Origin of the sequence: Candidatus Profftia lariciata (assembly GCF_020541265.1) — a bacterium.
GTDB lineage: Bacteria > Pseudomonadota > Gammaproteobacteria > Enterobacterales > Enterobacteriaceae > Profftia > Profftia lariciata.
This window is the reverse complement of the sequence record NZ_CP045925.1, coordinates 915,626-936,544: the sequence shown is the minus strand read 5'-3', so window position 1 is coordinate 936,544 and position 20,919 is coordinate 915,626. Positions and strand designations below refer to the sequence as shown.

General features: G+C 19.9%; 5 protein-coding genes and 1 pseudogene. 2 read left to right on the top strand and 4 right to left on the bottom strand.

Annotated features, from left to right (window positions below):
• Positions 1-505: 505 nt before the first annotated feature.
• Positions 506-2,029 (bottom strand): exopolyphosphatase, encoded by a 1,524-nt coding sequence (gene ppx, locus GII40_RS02420; RefSeq protein ID WP_226813255.1) that lies wholly within the window; start codon positions 2,027-2,029, stop codon positions 506-508.
• A 17-nt stretch (positions 2,030-2,046) separates the two neighbouring features.
• Positions 2,047-4,119 carry a polyphosphate kinase 1 gene (gene ppk1, locus GII40_RS02415; protein ID WP_226813254.1) on the bottom strand — a complete coding sequence of 691 codons (2,073 nt, stop codon included), beginning with the start codon at positions 4,117-4,119 and terminating at the stop codon, positions 2,047-2,049.
• A gap of 506 nt (positions 4,120-4,625) precedes the next feature.
• On the opposite strand from ppk1, the gene argS reads away from it, so the two are divergent.
• A complete protein-coding gene (argS, locus tag GII40_RS02410) occupies positions 4,626-6,356 on the top strand; it encodes an arginine--tRNA ligase (protein ID WP_226813253.1) in 1,731 nt (576 codons plus the stop codon).
• Between the two features lie 5,334 nt (positions 6,357-11,690).
• Complete coding sequence (tsaB, locus tag GII40_RS02405; protein WP_226813252.1) at positions 11,691-12,377, top strand: tRNA (adenosine(37)-N6)-threonylcarbamoyltransferase complex dimerization subunit type 1 TsaB; 687 nt, start codon at positions 11,691-11,693, stop codon at positions 12,375-12,377.
• A gap of 3,870 nt (positions 12,378-16,247) precedes the next feature.
• Here tsaB and dksA read toward each other — a convergent pair.
• Entirely contained in the window at positions 16,248-16,703 is a 456-nt protein-coding gene (gene dksA, locus GII40_RS02400) for an RNA polymerase-binding protein DksA (RefSeq protein WP_226813251.1), read from the bottom strand.
• A 228-nt stretch (positions 16,704-16,931) separates the two neighbouring features.
• A pseudogene (locus GII40_RS02395) lies at positions 16,932-17,242 on the bottom strand (DNA/RNA nuclease SfsA).
• Positions 17,243-20,919 lie beyond the last annotated feature (3,677 nt).

Below are 20,919 nucleotides of genomic sequence, written 5' to 3'. Positions count from 1 at the left end.
TTCTTTTATTAATATAATTTTAGTTAAAAAGTAATATATTTAAAATATTTTTTATTAGTACATTACCTTGTTATATAAATATATATAGTAATATCATATAATTATTATCTTTAGAGTATACATACAATTACATTACTAGTTTTTGAGCTATATTTTTAATAAATAATTATTTAATAGCTATATATTTTATTATCGTACTATATAATAAAATTCCTAATTATTTATAAGTATTGCAGTGTTATTAAAATAATTTTATTCATGATAATATATCTAATTGTATATTAATGTGTAATTTGTAATTATATTATATGTATAATATTTTATTTAATGTAACATATACATATCTTGATAGATTAATAATGTAATTTACATATTGTAAATATTTTTTATACATTACTAATATATAACTATAATAGTATATGAATTTAATATACTTGTATTAAGCATATATTGAAAATAAATTTTTAGTATTATAGATTTATAAAATTAAATATTTAATATTTATTTAAATTTGTTCTTGTATTAATAAATACTGTCCTTCTATCTGTTTCCAATATAATTGCTCTTTATTGATGTCTATTTGTATCAGCTGATTTTGTTCTAGATATCCCATGGGAAAGCGTAATATCCAACAAAAATTATTAGTTTCCAATGTTAATGAGTTAGGAATAATAGTAGATTGACGTTGATTATTAAGTAATGTAGCAAGTCTTAAAATTTGAATTAGCGGAATATACTGTTTTTTCTTAAAAAGAATTAAATGTGGTAATTCATTTAATTTTATACTTTTACGTTGGCAGCGCATTAATGTTGCTAGTAATATTTGTTGTTCCTGATTAAATCCTGGTAAACTAGTATGTTGAATAATATAAGCAGAATGACGATGCATACCGTTATAGTTAATGCTAAGACCTACTTCATGTAGTATAGCTGCCCATTTTAAGAGTTCTTCTAATTGTGAGTGTGCTAATTTGCTATTCTGCACCAGCCATTGTGTATAAAGTTGTTCTACTGTACTAAGAACTCTATAAGCCTGCTCTTGATCTACATTGTAGTGTTTCGCTAAGCTATGCGCAGTACGAATTCTAATATCTTGATGCCGAAAACGACCTTTCATTTCATATAGCATACCTTCCCGTAATGCGCCATCCGAAAAACGTAATTGTTTAATAACTAGTGCATCAAATATACCACATAGAATAGAAAGACCTGGTACAAAAAGCGCTTGACGTTCCTCTGACAGTCCCAATAATCTAAGTTCACTAAAATGTTGATACTTTAGTATTTTATTACATAACAACTCTAAGCGATTTGCAGTAATGAGTCCATCTTTTTTACCGATGATAATTAGAGCTTCATTAATAGCTTTAATTGATCCAGAAGTACCAAGAACCGATTGCCAACCTTGAATACGATATTGCCATGCTATTTGTTCTAATTTTTGTGCTGCCACTAAACGTGCTTCTTGAAAGTTCTTTTTATTGATATAACCGTTTGGAAAGAATTGACGTGCAAAGCTTATGCAACCCATTTGACAACTTTCTATTAATATTGGATAGAAATCTTTACCAATAACTATTTCAGTGGAACCTCCGCCAATATCTATTACTAATTTACATCCTTTTTCCGGTTGTGTGTGTGCTACACCCATAAAAATTAAACGAGCTTCTTCTTTGCCAGAAATAATATTAATTGGATAAGGTATAACCTCAGATGCTCGTTTTAAAAATTCTTGTGTATTAGCTGCTTGACGCAATACATGGGTACCAACAATGCAGACATTATTTGCAGGAAGTCCTTGTAATCGTTGAGCAAATAATGCTAGGCAAGTAATACTATCTTCTATAGCTTCTTCGTCAAGAAGATTATTATGATCAAGTCTATTGGCTAAATGTATATGTTTTTTTAGGCGTCCTAAAACTTGAAGAGCGCCATGAACAATACGAGCAATCACCATATGAAAACTGTTAGAACCCAAATCTATAGCAGCAAGTTCCTCTGGTTTATTATTAAAATTAGTTAGTGACATAAATAAAATTATAAGGTTTAATTACTAAGAATTTTCTCTTGTTGAAGAGCTTTAAGGTAATTATAAATTGCTAATTGAGAACGCAATTTACGACGATTACCACGAGGAACATAGTGATTACTAAGATCTTTATCAAGTAAACGTGCTTTAACGGTATCATTAAATTGTAACTCTAACAAATCCAATACTAATTGGCGTAAACTTGGATCTAATAAAGATACAGCAACTTCAATACGATAATCGATATTACGTGTCATCCAATCAGCAGATGATAAGTAAACTAGTGGATCTCCTTTATTTTGAAATACGTATACTCGTGCATGTTCCAGAAATCTATCGATAATGCTAATGACCTGAATATTTTCGCTAACTCCTAAAATATTTGGTATTAAAGAACACATGCCACGTACTAATACACGAATTTTCACTCCAGCAGAAGACGCAGCATATAAACGACTAATAAGACCTCGATCAACTAAGTTATTTATTTTTAATATAATTTCAGCATTTATACCGGTTTGTGAGCTAATAATTTCTTGATCAATAAGTTGGTATAGTATACGACGAGAGTTTTGCGGAGACACCATTAAGTGCTCAAAATTAACTGAACGATATGGATTCTCAATAAAATTAAATACTCGTTTTACTTCTTTAGTAATACGATTATCGGCTGTTAAAAGCGAGTAATCTGTATATAAGCGTGCAGTTTTTTCATTAAAGTTACCGGTACCTATATGAGCATAACGAATAATATGATCTTCTTCTTTACGTGAAATTAAAAATAGTTTAGCATGAATTTTAAGCCCTGGAGCAGAGAAAAGTACATGTACGCCTGCTGCAGTTAAACGTTTTGCCCAGTAGATATTGGCTTCTTCGTTAAAACGTGCTTGTAATTCTACTACAACGGTCACCTTTTTTCCATTATGAGCGGCATAAATAATAGAATTAATAATACGAGAATCCTTAGCTACACGATAAATATTAATTTTTATTGCTAGAACATTAGGATCAAATGAAGCTTGACGTAATAATTCTAAAACATGTTCAAAAGTATGATATGGATAATATAGTAAAACATCATGATCGCGAATAGCATCAAATCCATTACGAAATTGATCAAACCAGATATTTCGTAAACGAGGTAGGGGTTTATTTATTAAATGAATTGCACCTATACTTGGAAATTTTATAAAATCTTTGAAATTATGATAACGATTACTAGCAACTACTGAATCGTAAGAAGAAATGCCTAATTTATGTCGTAGTAATTCTACCAACTTATTAGGCATATCACGTTGATAAACTAATCTAACCGGTTCTGCAGTTAGTCGTTGTTTTAAACTAGATGACATTAGCTCCATCAAGCTAGATTCCATTTCCATCATTAAATCATATTCGGCATTACGAGTCATTTTCATAGAATATGCATTTATTCTATTATAATCAAAAAAACCTTTAAAAATATCATCCAAACAATAGCGTAAAATATTATCGACTAAAATAATAGGCTTGTGTAGATGCGGTATTTCTGAAGGCAAAATAATAAAATGTTCTACTTTATCAGATGGGATTTCAAGTAGAGCATAAATAATTTTATAATCATTAATAATTTCGACAATTAAATAAGTATAGTCATCTTTTAAAAAAGATATTAAATTAGTTGTATGATTGATTATAATAGGTATAATATGTTGTTTTAAATTATTTTTAAAGTATTTACGAAGCCATATTTGTTGGTTTGTCGATAGTTGTTGTTCGTTAATTAAACAAATATTATTATGTGCCATTTCTAATAATAATTTATTATATAAACAGTCAAAATCTTGATCATTTTTAAGAACTTTGTCTTGAATTTTTTGAAGCAAGCTACTTAAATTACCAGATAAATCTTGTTCTTTTCTTATAAGAACACGTCGTTTTAGATCGGCAAAATGAACTTTATAAAATTCATCTAGATTTCTAGAATAAATACCTAAAAAGCGCATACGCTCAATTAAAGGATTATTTTCATCTGCAGCTTCTTGTAAAACTCTTTCGTTAAATGATAACCAACTAAGTTCTTTATCTATATATTTTTTTTTTTGATTCATTGCTACTCCAATATTAAACAATGAGTATTAAATTAAAGATACACAATGTTTTTAAATTATGGAGATAATGTGTAATAAAATAATATTATACAATCTATAAATTCTATAATTAAGAAATTATATTAATATAATATTACACTACATACTCATTGTTTATATGATTTATAATATAGAAATAATGAGATTATGATTACAAATTTAGATGTTTTACATTTTATGTCAGTATGTAATTAATTTTTTATCTGATATTATTAATTTAATATTTTGTCAATAGAATAATACAGTAATTTCTCTTTTACTAAAATTTAATTTTTTCTTATGTATTTTATTTAAATTATAAATATAAAGATATAATTCATATATTATTAACTACTAAACTAAGTAATATTATATTTATTGCACAATATATACAAGATAAATACATATATAGATTTATATTGTAAATTTGTATTTTATTTGTAATTATTAATTATATATTTATAACATAATAACTTTAAGGTAAACATTTGAATATTCAAGAAATAATCTCTATTAAAGTCACAAAGGCATTAGAAAATATAGGAGCTCCTATTAATAGTAAAGCTTTAGTGCGAAAATCTTTAAAAGGGAAATTTGGCCATTATCAAATAAATGGTATTATGTCTATAGCTAAGCAGATGGGTATTGCACCTCGACAACTAGCAACACAGGTATTAATAAATTTAAATATAGATAGTATTGCTAGTAATATTGAAATAGCAGGTCCTGGTTTTATTAATATTTCTCTGGATTATCAATGGGTAGCAAAACAGATTAAATTTGCTTTAGCAGATGATCATCTTGGTATTACACGTATTACACCACAAACTATTATAGTTGATTACTCTTCTCCTAATATAGCTAAAGAAATGCACGTTGGTCATTTGCGTTCTACTATTATTGGTGATGCATCCGTACGTACATTAGAATTCCTTGGACATAATGTCATACGAGCTAATCATGTTGGTGACTGGGGAACACAATTTGGTATGTTAATAGCTTATATTAAAAATATGCAAAGTCAAGATATCAATGATATGGATCTAGCTTATTTGGAATCCTGTTATCGTGCAGCTAAAAAAAAATATGATCATGATGTTAAATTTGCTGAAAGCGCACGTTCTTATGTTGTAAAATTACAAAAAGGAGAAAAATATTGCCGAAAAATTTGGCACAAATTAGTCGATATTACTATGTCACAAAACCAAATAAATTACAATCGTTTAAATGTTACTTTGACAAAAAATGATATTATGGGAGAAAGTTTATATAATAATATGTTACCAGAAATAGTAGATGATCTTAAAAAAAAGGGTCTAGCTATTAACAAAGAAGGTGCAGTAGTAGTGTTTCTAGATGAATACAAAAATAAAAAAGGAAATGCTATGGGAGTAATTATTCAGAAAAAAGATGGTGGTTATTTGTATGTAACTAGTGATATTGCTTGTGCAAAATATCGTTATGAAACTTTAAATGCTGATCGTGTATTATATTATATAGATTCTCGTCAACAGCAACATCTTATACAAGCTTGGACCATTGTACGTAAAGCAGGCTATGTACCGGAATCAGTTAGTTTTGAGCACCATATGTTTGGTATGATGCTAGATAAAGACGGTAAACCTTTTAAGACTCGCTCTGGTAGTAATATTAAACTATCAGATCTTTTGGATGAAGCCATAAAGCGTGCAGGCCAATTAATATCTACAAAAAATCCAAAAGTGAGTGGTAAAGAATTATCACAAATTATTGAAATAGTTGGTATTGGTGCTATAAAATATGCAGATTTATCAAAAAATCGTACTACTAATTATATTTTTAATTGGGATAATATACTTACTTTTGAAGGAAATACTGCACCATATATTCAATATGCCTATACTCGTATATCTTCCATATTTAAAAGAGTTAATTTTTATAATAATTGGTTAAATAGTAATATTATTCTTACTGAAGATCATGAAAAATATTTAGCAGTTTGTTTAATTCAGTTTGAAGAAACTATTATACAAGTAGCTCGCGAAGGTGCTGCTCATGTAATGTGTACTTATTTATATAATTTAGCAGCTTTATTTTCTATTTTTTATGAACAATGTCCTATTCTTACTGCTAAAAATAAAGAACAGTATGATAGTCGTTTGCAATTAGCATCTCTAACTGCTAAAACATTAAAAATAGGTTTAAATACATTAGGTATAGAAACTGTAGAACGTATGTAATCATAATTATATAAAAATATATTTTCTTACTGATCCTTATTATAAATTGCATTATCATATTAGTTATTAATTATTATTAACTTAATAAATGTATTAAATATTATAATTAGTTATTTAAAAAATATTTAGTAAATTATTAACAATATAAATATATTTGTTTCAATAAAGTTTTAAATATTATTTTATTATCTTTAAAAAATATTAGAGAAATTAAATAAATATAGATATATTAATAGTAGATGGAACATATATCATATTATATCGTTAATGAAATATATATCTAATATTTTGAATTAAATTATATATTGATCAATAATATTAACATATTTTATTGACACATGATATATTAATTGAATTAGATATAGTTAATTCAGCATAATAAATTAATATTTAATTATTATTTAACATAGTATTTGTCAATATATATTATTATATTCTATAATATTAATATTATTTGTAAATAAAATATACTGTATTTATATAGCAAGTTTATGTATTTCAAGTAAAATACACTAAAAATAATTTAGTATTATTTTGATAAAAATTAATTTTTAATTATTATTTAATAACTCAATGATATCTTTAGATAAGATCTAATTATGACTTAATAAAATATTTATTATAAATTTAATTTTTTAATTAACTATATAGTTATATGTATTTTGTAAATTTAACAATTCTAATAAAAGTAGATGTTTTTAATAAAAATTATAATACTAATAGTATTTTAGTTTAAGGTCTTAAATGTACTTAATTATAAATAGACTTATTTTATTACTAATATTTAATAGCTAATATAGCAATTAAATAAATAATATTTAATATATAATAATATTTTTATATAACATACCGTTATTGTTTTATTCTGTTAATGTATATTATATATTTTTATAGCGATTATTCTGTAGAATTTATTAATTAATAATAATAAAAATTTTTATTAGTTTCATTAATTACTAAATAAGAAACTATTGATTTTTATATGGTAATTATTTTAATATAAATTCTTGATTTATTAATTGTATTAATTAATATATTATTTATAATAAATAAATTATTATACATACAATGTACGCTATAATATAGTTTGAAAAAACATAATACTAAAGATTTTTTCAAAAAAATAATTATATCTTAGCAAGATATAAAATAATTAATGTATATTATGATGCTATAAATATCATTATTAAATATTAATGTTTTTATGTATATAAAAATATATTATTGCTATTTGAAAATATTTTTTATATTGCATGTAATTAATTATATATATAATATATATTAAATATATAAATGTTTAATGATTTAATTATACATCAAAATATGATATTATCTTCATAAAGATATAAAATTGTTTTACAAAAAATTATATACTTATTACTTTATTGTAATCAAGTAGATATTACATATAATTTTAAAACGCTAAAACATAAATTAATATAATATCTTAAATAAATAAGATTATGAATCTTATATTGTGATTATTGTGAATAATAGTGTAATTTACTACTCAGTTATTAATGATAATTCATATTATATTATTTTAATATAAACTTAATATTTTTAAGGTATAAAATATTAAAATTATTTTTAATAAGCTTAATTACTTATTATTTTATACTTTTACAAAAGTATCGATTTATATAATACATACTATATATCAACATATTTATTTGAAAGTGTTAAGTAAATATTTTTTGAATTTTCTATTAAGATATAGCTTTATAAATCAAATAAACTAATAATCGTATCTTAATATGTCTATATCATACATCGTACTAGTACAATGATTCTATTTAAATTGTATATATCAAAAGATTTTTTCTAAGTTTGTAATATTAATATAAATATATACGAATTCTACATAACTCAGGTAAATATATTCTATCTGCTAAGCTTCTATAGGGTATAATATCATACATGTTATTAAGAATAATTTAAAATTTATTATCTATCATAAAAGATCATCTTAAATTAAAAAAAATTGCACACAAAGGAATTCAAATAGAAGCAAATACAATCAATATATCTTAATAAAGATTAATTAATGTATAAACTTTATGAAAATTATTATAGATTAATTCTAAAAAAATAGTAAAAATAAATCATACTTATATTCATCATATATCTTTATTAAAGTAATAATTAATATAACTTATTATATAGCTTATTACTTATATTATGTATTTTTTGTAATAGTATCTATAAATTGCTTAGCTTTCTAATAGTGATTATTATCTAATAGATATTTTATTATTTGTTATGAAAAATTAAATATGCTATTACTCAATAAATTAATCAATCGTTTAGATGCGGGTCTATATAGCACAATAAAACAATGTTTACATACTTATAAAAATATTATTATAGCAATCTTATATAAGATCATGATTTTCTTTATAATTTTTGCCATATAAATCCTAATAATTAAATTATAGAACAGGTATCTTATCACAAAAAAATTATTCTTTTTAAAAAACATATCAGTATAGTATCTATTACAATAATATTAAATTAAAATAATTTGTTATAAAAATATTACTACAGAATTAGTAATGGATTTATTAAAATTTTAAAAGATATTATATTTAATAAATACAGCACATTTGCTTATTTTAAAAAATTAATAAGATTACATACCAAAATAATCAAACTAAATACATTATTTATTTTAATAAGATCTATCCTAAGAGGTTGCAATTGATTAACAATTTATCAAAAATTATTTATTAATTGTAAACTTGTTTTTTGAGTGTTTAAAATAACTATAATAGTTATTATAAGTAATAATATAAATATAACTGTATTGTATATAATATCTAATTACTACTATAATAGTACTGCTTAATTAGGTAAAATTATAACTTTTTTTATTTATTAAATCATTTTGTAATGATATAGATAATAATAATATTTTTTAAAAAATTTTTAATAATATACAAGATTAATAAGTATTAATGATGTTAAAATATCCAAGAGTTCTTATATTAGTAATATTGCATTTTAAATCAATTCATTATGATAAGCATATGCATGATTATAGTGTGATGGTAAATGCAATTATTTATTTTTAGACAAATACTGTCAATTAATATATAATATATTACTTTTAAATCAAGTAACAAATTGTTTAAATTATAAAAAACTTAGTTTACTTATATAAGTTTTTTAGAAAGATTTAATTTATGCAATAATTATTTTTATAAATGTTGATAGTTTAATATTGTAGTAATTAATATTTTTTGATTATTGAAATATAAACAAAATTAACTTATTTTAAGATAAGTTTATTGAATATTGATTATATAAAATAATACTACCAAAATATCCTATATATAAATAGATTAACTTTAATATATAGGATATAAAATTTTTTATGATGAATAATTATTATTTTAGATAAATTATAATATAAAATATTATTATCCTAATAATTTAACTTTTTTAAGTTTATGCAATCTTAATATTTTATAAACACAAATAAAATGTATCTGAATGTTTTTTATTATTGTAATGAATTTAATTAAATATTTAATTTATTAAAAAATTTCAATAACATATTATAAATAATTTAGAATATATTATTAATATAAACATACTTATTTTTTAATGATTAGTATTAATATGATCTTTATTTATATACTCTTAATAAGTAATAAATATTAAAATAATTAAAAAAATATTATTAACTAATATATAATACTATTATATAAATTTCAAATTTATTATTTGTAATAAACTATATAATTTTTAAGAAATTATCGTTATAATAACATAAATTTATAATAATATCTTAATGTATTACTACATAATAAATATTATTAATCAATAATTATTACAATATATTGTACAGTAACTACTATATTTATTAAATAATATTTTATTAATTATTATTAATAATAATTACATTACATAACATTATAATTCAATGTAATGTATTATATTGGATATAATAGTTAATCTTGCTTACTGAATAACAATTACATTAATATTTTATATATTTAAAAACATTTAATTATTTAATTATTTGCTAAAGTTAATAAAAATAATCTTTCATTAAATATGCAAATACAGATTAATATAATTTTGATACGTAATATACTATGATATAGTATTAAATTTTTTATTATTGAATTACTAAGATTATGAAATTATTCATTATACTATATAAAATATATTTAAACTATAAAATACATAAATATCTATATACATAGATAATAATATACATAACAAATAAAAGATATACATCATAGCTTATTATTAAGTAATATAATATTAATATGTATTAAAGTTATGAACAATATTTTTATTATATTATCACTATGTAATATCTTAATTTTAATTCATTTTAATTAATAAAACATAATCATCTCATTTAAGATATCATTAATTTATGATATTATATTATTGATAATAATGAATATTAATATCTTATATATACTGTATATAAGATATTAATTATTATAATATAATGTATTATAAAATACTGACTAATATATAAAGAACAAAATATATTATATTTATATAAATAAAATTTATATCAAGTTTTTTATTCTTTTTATATGTTATCTAATTACTTATTAATAAACTTATTAAGTTATAAAAAATATTTTATTTTGGTGTATATTACTTAATAAAAAATTTTATTCTACTTTTATTGTGCATTATTAATATGATATATTTTAATATAAAAATATATAGAAATAATGTTATTATTATATAATATTTAAAATATATTATATTGTAATATTTATTATTAATAATATATACACTAAAGATTATACAATGCAAATATTTTTTACAACTATATTATAATATAGAGAATAATATTTACTAATAAAAAATACTATAATCATAAAATATTATATTTTTTAAAAAATATTTATTTAGGTTACAAGATATATAATGAATAGAAACTTATGTTATATATAGATCTTGAGATAAATATAATAATTAAGGAATATTAACTAATTAAAATACTTGACATATATTTATTATTCAAATAAAATATAATAATAATTATTTTAACATGATATATTTAATATTCATTAAATATATCACTAATATGTATAAAATATAGATAATTAATCTACTATTTAAATAAACTATGTATTAAATATATAATGTATATTATCAAAATATCTTATGATATTACTACTATTTTTTAGAGCATAATATTAAAAAATTATATATTTTATTAGTTTAATAAAATTATTATAGACGAATATGAATTTATGTATTTTACCATTATAATATATTTTCATGACTGTAATATATAATCATACAATGTATGAAATATTAATTGTATTAATTAATCATTTTATTGAGGATTGCATGTCTTTACGACTATTAGCGATTGATACTGCAACAGAAGCATGTTCTGTTGCAGTATGGAATAATGGTAAAAAATATACATTATTTACAGCATGTCCGCGTAAACATACACATTATATTTTGCCAATGGTTCAACAAATATTATTAGAATCAGGTATCTCTTTAAAACAATTAAGTGCATTAATTTTTAGTCGTGGTCCTGGTAGTTTTACTGGGGTACGTATTGGTATAGGAATTGCGCAGGGATTAGCAATGGGAGCAGAATTACCAATGATTGGCATTTCATCACTAGCTACCATGGCACAAGGAGCTTTTCGTTTAACTGGTGCTACTCAGGTACTTATTGCTATTGATGCTCACATGGGTGAAATTTATTGGGGGCAATATAAGCGTGATCATAATGGAGCATGGATAGGTGAAAACACTGAATCTATACTCAAACCTGAATGTGTTCAGCATCATATAGTATCATTAGTAGGTGAATGGGCTATAGCTGGAACTGGATGGATTAAATACCCAAATATAGCTGAAATGCTACGAGTAAAATTGATTGGTATACCATTTTTAGTACCACAAGCTGAAGATATGTTACCATTGGCTTTAATAGATTTTTTCTTAGGTAAATGTATTTCAGTAGAAAATGCTAAACCAAATTATTTACGTCATGCAGTAGTGCTTAGAAAATAATGAAATCATTTATGATTTTAGTAATTACTATTGTAAAAAAGTTATTATATAAATAATTTATTTTTAGATAATTAAACTATTTTGAATATTTAATAAAGCATTTATATATTTTATTAAATATATATAATATATTTAGATATATTTTAAACTAAAAGTTCTTATTATTTTAAATATCAATATAATTTTCTATAAATATAGAAAATACTTATATTATTTCCTTATTTGATAGTTATAGATTTTGATTATTATTCTTAATAATAACACAATATTTATTAAATAGATTTAATTATTAGATGTATTATTTTATAATAAATTTTATTTTTATACTAAAATTAATATAAATTATGATTTTTTCAATTTATAAAAATCTTTTTAAGATTTTATCTAAAAATTATTAATATAAACATAAAATCTTGCAGTAGATCTATCTTATTTAGTATATATATTATTATAGCTATTTTATGTATTAAGATAAATAACAGAGTATATTTAAATTATTATATTATATAATCATTTAATAATAAATATTTTTTATTTTTATTAATGTATAATATAATTAATATTATACATTAATAATATAAATTATTATTAATTTCGTGTATATAGTCAGGAAAATAGTTATATAGTCTTATAAGAAGAATATATTATATATAAATCAATATTGGTATATTGATTTATATATAATATATCAATATTATTTTAGCACAAAATTTAGTAAAATAAAAAATTATTATTTGTATATATTATCTAATGTTATTATTTTTTTAATTTATACTATTTATTATTTATAACTATATTACTTATTTAGACTTATTTTGTAAGATTACTTAAATAAATAATATTTAAAATAACACAATATCATTGTTTATAAGAATATTTAAATATATTATAATTATACCAAGATAGATTAATTCATAAAATAATACTAATAACTCATTATACTATTTAATTATTATTTAATATAGTAGTAATTTATAAGTTTAAATTATCAATTATTTAGTTATCAATAGAATACATAATAGATATTATTGATATTCAATTATTTATTATAGTTAAGAGATAATATAATTAATTACATTCAAAAAATAATAAAACATGTTATTGATTATAGTAATATATCTTTAATTTATTAAAAACAAAAGAATATTATTGCATAGCATTAATTTCTTCTGAAAAGAAACATATTATTAATTTGATCAATAATTTATTTATAATAAATTATATTATATTAATAAAATAAAAGTACTAAAATATAGTATATTAAATTATTTATTATTTTTTAATATATATATTTACTATAAAGAAAATTTATCTAAAATAATATTTTATATATTACTTATAAAATAACATTATGCATAAAGTATAATTATGTATAATAATTATATAGATAATTTTTATATTTTAATATTAATTATTTTTTTAAATAAATTATATTTTTTATGAAATATTATTAAATAAAGAATGAATATTGTAAGATACATCAGTATTTTTTAAAATTTTTTATATATTTGATTGCACTCTTATAATATATATTACTACTATTATTTAGTCACTATTGTTTATTTATTTTTTAAAAGATTAGACATATAAGTAATATGTATATACCTATATGACTAAAATTAATATAAAAAATAATAAAAAAATATCATTTTATTTTTTACATAACATAATTAAATCTTTATTTAAAGATAATAGATGATATGTACATATATTGGTTATATTGTGCTATATAATATATATCTTAGTAAATTATGTGAATTAAACATAATAAATATTCTATTATGTAATTTATTGGTTCTAGTTACTTGATTGATTAAAAGTATTGTTTTGAACAACATTCTACCATTGAGTTAAATTCTTTAAATTATAACTATTTTTAACTTAAGTAAGGAGCATTAATAAATTATAGGCTGATCGAAACGTAGATTAGCTTATAATCTGATCTGTACTATTTGTTTAACGGTGAGATAAATATTGTTATAATATTCAAAATATTATAGCCTAAAAAGGCAATACGTTTTGTAATAGCCAGTATACGACAGAATGTTCATCTAAAATATAATTCATAGCTATATTAGCAATATCTATGGTAAATCATATTATTTTTATAATGAATTTTTTGTGTTAGTTTTGTTAAAGGATATCACAGCATAGTCGCAACAAGAAATGCAGAATTTACCTGTAAACCATTTTACAGACAATAATGTATATTCATGTAATAGTTTATAAGTATTAAAAGTATATCCTGATTATAGGAATTTAAGTTATTTTTAGATAATCGAGAAGATGGAATATTATTTAGGAGATCTGCTAAATATAAAATAGATTTAGCTGTATATTGATAAGTATTTTATATTTAATTTAGCAGCAAAATCTACCGCACGTAACATACGTACTGGATCTTCTCGATAACGCGTATCAGGATCTCCTATAAAACAAATACGGTTTTTTACTAATCAGGTAGACCACCAGTGTAATACACGAACTGTATAATCTAAAATTCAGTAATATAAACTATTAATAGTAAAATCATGACGTTGAGTATCGTCCTTTATATTTATGTCAACATTGTCACGTAATAATATGCCATGTTATGCCTGTTAAGCAATATTTTTTAGTATGTTGATGATGACCACGTAAGGTAGTAACTTTCATTGTTTCCGAACCAAATAATACATGGGCTAAAAGAAATCATCTTTCAATGAAACGACAATTGTGGAATAGTTTTAATATTTATTCCAGAGCTGTGTTAGTAGTGATATTAAACTCTTGAGATTGCTTACGAAGTAACAAATCCCTTATACTACACCTTTAACTAGATATGTTTCATATCCTAATTTTTTAAAGCGATATAACACTTTTAGTGCATTTCTACTTATTTGTTAGCGCGAAATAATATGTTAATCGAGTGAGATAATTGTTATTGGATATAATATCTTCTATATTCTTTCTATCTCTAGGCTTGCAAGCTGATAGTAAAATTTATCTATTGTAATAATACATGTATACTGTAATATATTAAATTTAGTATGTATTTTTTAAATAATTTATCTAATTCTAATAGATTTTTTAATGTCATCACATATATTAGATACTATATATAGTAATAGAGCTATTTTATTTTAAAATAGTATTAATATATATAATTATATTAATGATTTATTTAATATATAACTATGTTAGTCTATTTATAGTGATATTGTTATATATCTTTATATATTACATAAAAATATAAATTTATTTTATAATATATCATAAAAATTATATTATTAATTAAATGAGAAAGTTTTTTAAAAAATGATGTTATATAGATAATATTATACAGATAACCTATAAACTTGTAGAAAGTTGTTTACATATCTAAAATATGTATAATAATACTCTCAAAGATAATTATTACTATAGATATAATAATAGAATTTATTAATATAAATAAAATAATTACATGTATTGCTATTCTGTTATTAATAAAATTATTTTTCTTGCTATATCTATTTATCGAAATATTATAATATTGCATATATATGCATATAATAATTTAAAATTATATGTACTTATTATTTATAAATAAAATATTTTATATAACTTAGAAAGTTATTTTTTATATTTTAATATTAAAAATATATTATATAAACAATAATATAATTATTCTTAAATGTAGATATTACAAATTATTAAAATAAACGTATTTAATATAAAGGATGTGATAATATTTAGTACAGAATGTAATAAAGTAAATATTATACATCTCTTTACATAAGAAATATTTTATACTATTTTTTAATTATTATTATTTAAAAAAATAAATTTATGTAAAAATAAACATAAAAATATTCCATAGTATTATTAAAAAAGTATTAAAGTTTTTAACTAACCAGTCATTTGTTTTTCGCGTATTTCAGCTAAAGTTTTACAGTCTATACAAAGATTAGCTGTTGGACGTGCTTCTAAACGACGAATACCAATTTCAATACCACAGCAATCACAAAATCCAAAATCATGTGTTTCAATTTTTTTTAAAGTTTTTTCAATTTTTTGTATTAATTTAAGTTCTCTATCTCTATTGCGTAGCTCTACACTAAATTCTTCTTCTTGTGCTGCACGATCAATAGGGTCAGGAAAGTTAGAAGCTTCATCGCGCATATAAGATATAGTACGATCAACTTCATTATGTAACTGACTACGCCAGGCCTTAAGAATAATTTTAAAATGAGTTAACTGAGCTTCATTCATATATTCTTCTTCTACTTTATCTTCATATGGTTTGACTCCAGCAATAGTTAAAATACTTAAGGATGATAATTTACGATTATGTTTTTTTTGCATGTTGTTTCTCCTATCTAATACAAATAATCTATCTATATTACAGATAATACAGCTATTATAAATAGCCAATTTATTGTCATTTAGTCATGTATTACTTATATATTTTTCATGATAATATAATATATAAGTTAATCAATATAACTTTAATAATTATTTTTTACTATTTTTTAAAAATAAATAAAAGATAACTCAAGGTAATACAAAAAGTAATGGTATATTTAGTATTATTTATTCTATATTAATACTTGTATTATAGCATAATATTTCTATACCTAATTTACTAGCTTTAACTAGTAATCCTACATATGTAGAATCAATATATTGTGCTGGCATTAATTTTGTAATTCCTGTGTGTATTACAACAAAAAATAATACCGCACGCTGTCTTTTTGAATCTGATACATTAGTTCCCTAAGATGCTTGGTTCCATGCAATGTTGGTGTATAAGGAAAGCATCCGCAATCTTGTTCTAAGAATGTCACTAATTTTATTTCAATATAACAATTAGGTTGATTATCCGACTGTAATAATAAATCAATACGGCTGTTTTCTTTTTCATATTTTATCTCAGTACGTATATTTTTATAACCAGATAATTATGGAATATAATCAGCTCTAATTGATTCTTGAACTAATAGATTAGCTAGCATAGTATTTACATAAATCTAATGCCCTAACTTACTATAAGTTAACTCCCACGAGTAGATATATTTACGTTTAAAATTATTAAATATAGGATACCATATATAATATATATTTTGCTGTGCACAGCCTGTGCATTGCACCAGTATTAGCACAATAAAGTATTTTTTTTACTATTATTAGTTATATTTGATACTAGCTAAAAAACATTGATAACATTTAAGTAAACAAGTTTTCTGGAGCGAAGGAGAAAACAACATTATGTACTTTTTTTATTAATATTATAATGTAAGAATTAATTAAAAATTAATAGTATAATATTTTATTAATGATTCATGAATAGCATTTAAATTATATTATATATAATAAATTATGAGAATTTTATAAAATATTATTTAATAATAATATAAGTATTGTTATACTGTTTAGTATATATATAATATTTTTATTCTATAAGGTATTTTATATTTATAAAAATTAATATAAAAGATATTACGTAATTTAATAATAAATTATATTTTATTTATTATATATTTAAAATATATCCGTATATTTGAAGTTTTTTATTAATATTTTTTTAAAAAACGTACTATTATTGACAGTAGTAAAAATAACGTATATATAATGATTAAAAATTTGTAACATACTACTAAATAGTATTTGCTACATATATATCAATCATACTAATAATTTTATAAAATATTATAATAAGAGTATCTCTTTTATTATGTCAATAATAATTTTTAAAAAATTAAAAAGTATATATTGACATTATAAGTATTTAGTTATCACTAAATAATATTATAATTCAAAGAATTTACTGTTTATTTTAAATAATAGAAGTTATTTAAAATAATTTCTTTTATTAAATGCATTAACTAAATTATATCTATAATATATCAGTATTTTACTCATTTTATAATAGCAGATAATTATATATGGTAATATCAATTTTATATTTATTTAGGATAGTTATTCAAGATAATTTTAAGGTATAATTTAGATTATTATAATTAGTAATCTTACTATTTTTCTTATGACAATTATTATTTATTTATATATTAGATATATTTACCCATCATATATTTTATCTGCAATATATGATGGGTAAATTTTATTATTATATTGATTAATTAATAATATTATACTTATATTTAGTATAAATATTAGTTTGATTATTAATTATTTATTAATAGTAATATATATTAATATATATCTTTTTTAATTTCATTACATTTATATAGTGTATATTATATTTTATAAATTTTTATTTATTAATAATTGTAATCTTTTTATAGCATTATAATAATAAATTATTAATCATTATATTAATAATTTTTTAACTTATATTTATTTACTTTTTTTATTTCCATCTATTAACTTAATAAGTTGTTTAAATAATATCATTATTTTTTTATTAATAAATAATTTATTATTATACCAAATAATAACAATTAAATATGTTCTTTATTATTATATTTTATATATAATTTTATTATAAAGATAATATATTATAAGAGTAATATTTTATATGGTACAAAATATTTTTAACTATTTAAACTAATTGATATAGGTATGCATATATCAATATATTATATACTGTATAATCAAAAAATTTTATATTATCAAGAATATTAATTAATTAAATAAATTTATTTAAAGTTATCTATAATTTAATATAATAGACAACATATATAAAAAATAATTTATTAACTATTCAATTATTAATAATTTATTTATATAGTATTATTATTATATCCATAACTTCCGCGCGTAATCCTTTTGTATTCTAAAAATTGAATAGTAGTACCACTTAATAAATAGACTATGTTTGTAGTACAGTAGAATATTGCAACTAATTTCTAAAATTATTTCTGCAGAAAATAAATATACTTGTATTAGTAGCATATTATTAAATACATATGCATTATTCACTATTCAATAAACATAAATATATAGGAAAAGAATTACTAACATTAATAACTACATAAATTATATATTCATGAACTATAGTGTTTACCAAAGATATTAAATATGATTAATAATCAAGGCTCATTTATGTTTTATTAAACTGTGCATTTAATGTTATTAATGATATTCTTTTATTTACTAGAATAAAAATATTTAGCATAACTCATAATATTTTCTTTTATTTTGTGATACATATTTTTAATATCTCTAGGGTAACACCTCTTGAGATCAAAATAATAATTACATTTTTTAAAACAGTATAAATATTTATCACAAATACTATTTATTATATTTGATTTAATATTAAATAATATTGCTTTTTTTAGAAAAATTTTTTGCGCTATTTTTACTAAATTACTGGCTAATCTTCTAAATTGTTTAAATACTAGAATTATAAATTATAATATTTTTAGCGAAAAGAACTAATTATATAATATCACTTAAGATTACTTTACTTATATTACTACAACCAAAGAAATTTATTTTTTATTGACTATATTTATATGTATGGTATTATCATCAAGTATCTTTTAAAGATTATGTTCCTACCATATTGATTAATAATCATGTTAACAAACAACTAGTATATAACTGTTATCTAATCACTAGGTATATATTTTATAAATATATCAAATATAGATACTAGTTATTAAATAAGTATATTTTGTATATCATACAAAATTTATCCTTAAATTTATAAGATTTATTATTAGTGTAAGTAATATAAATACTAATATTATTATATTATTTTATTAAGTGATACTTATAAGATTATATGTAATTTATTAGATTAATATCTTAATAAATATTTTATTTTAATGTATTTTAATTGTTTTAAAATATTAAAATTAGATTATATTATATAAAGAATAATATTTTTTATGTTATAAAATATGATTTTTAATATATCAAAGTAAAAAATAAAATTAATTTTATTTTTTTTGTAAAAAAAATTATTTAATAAATAAAAAAATTTCATTTATTAAATATTGTTGAATATATAGGTAATAAATTGTAAATAAATTATTTACTATGATTCAAATAGCTATATATTATATAACTATTTTTTAAAAATTATTTAGAATTCTATAAGAGAATAATTGTAATTATTATCAGTATTTATACAATGATATTAAGAGTATTGCATTATATATAATGCTCCTTATTTAAAAAATTAATAAATTTATAATTATATAATATATGATAAGACAAGCATTATCAGTTATTACTAAGAATTATTATTATATAATAATGGCATTAAAATTTAACAAGATATAATTTTAATAAAAAATTTATAACATCATACATCTATTAGTGATAAAAATATAAAATTATTAATACTCAAATTTATTATTTTTATTAAGATATTTAAAAATGTATAAAATATACTAAATCTAATTATAAAATATATAAAACACAAATATATTATATAACATTCTTTTACTTTCTAGATAACATAATAAAGATAGATATATTAACACACAATCAATTTAGAACATTATACTTTCTATATGTTATATAATAGTAATTTTTAAAAAAAATTATTAAAATATTTTTATTTAAGTAATAATTAAATAATTATAATGTTTTATTTATTTAAAAT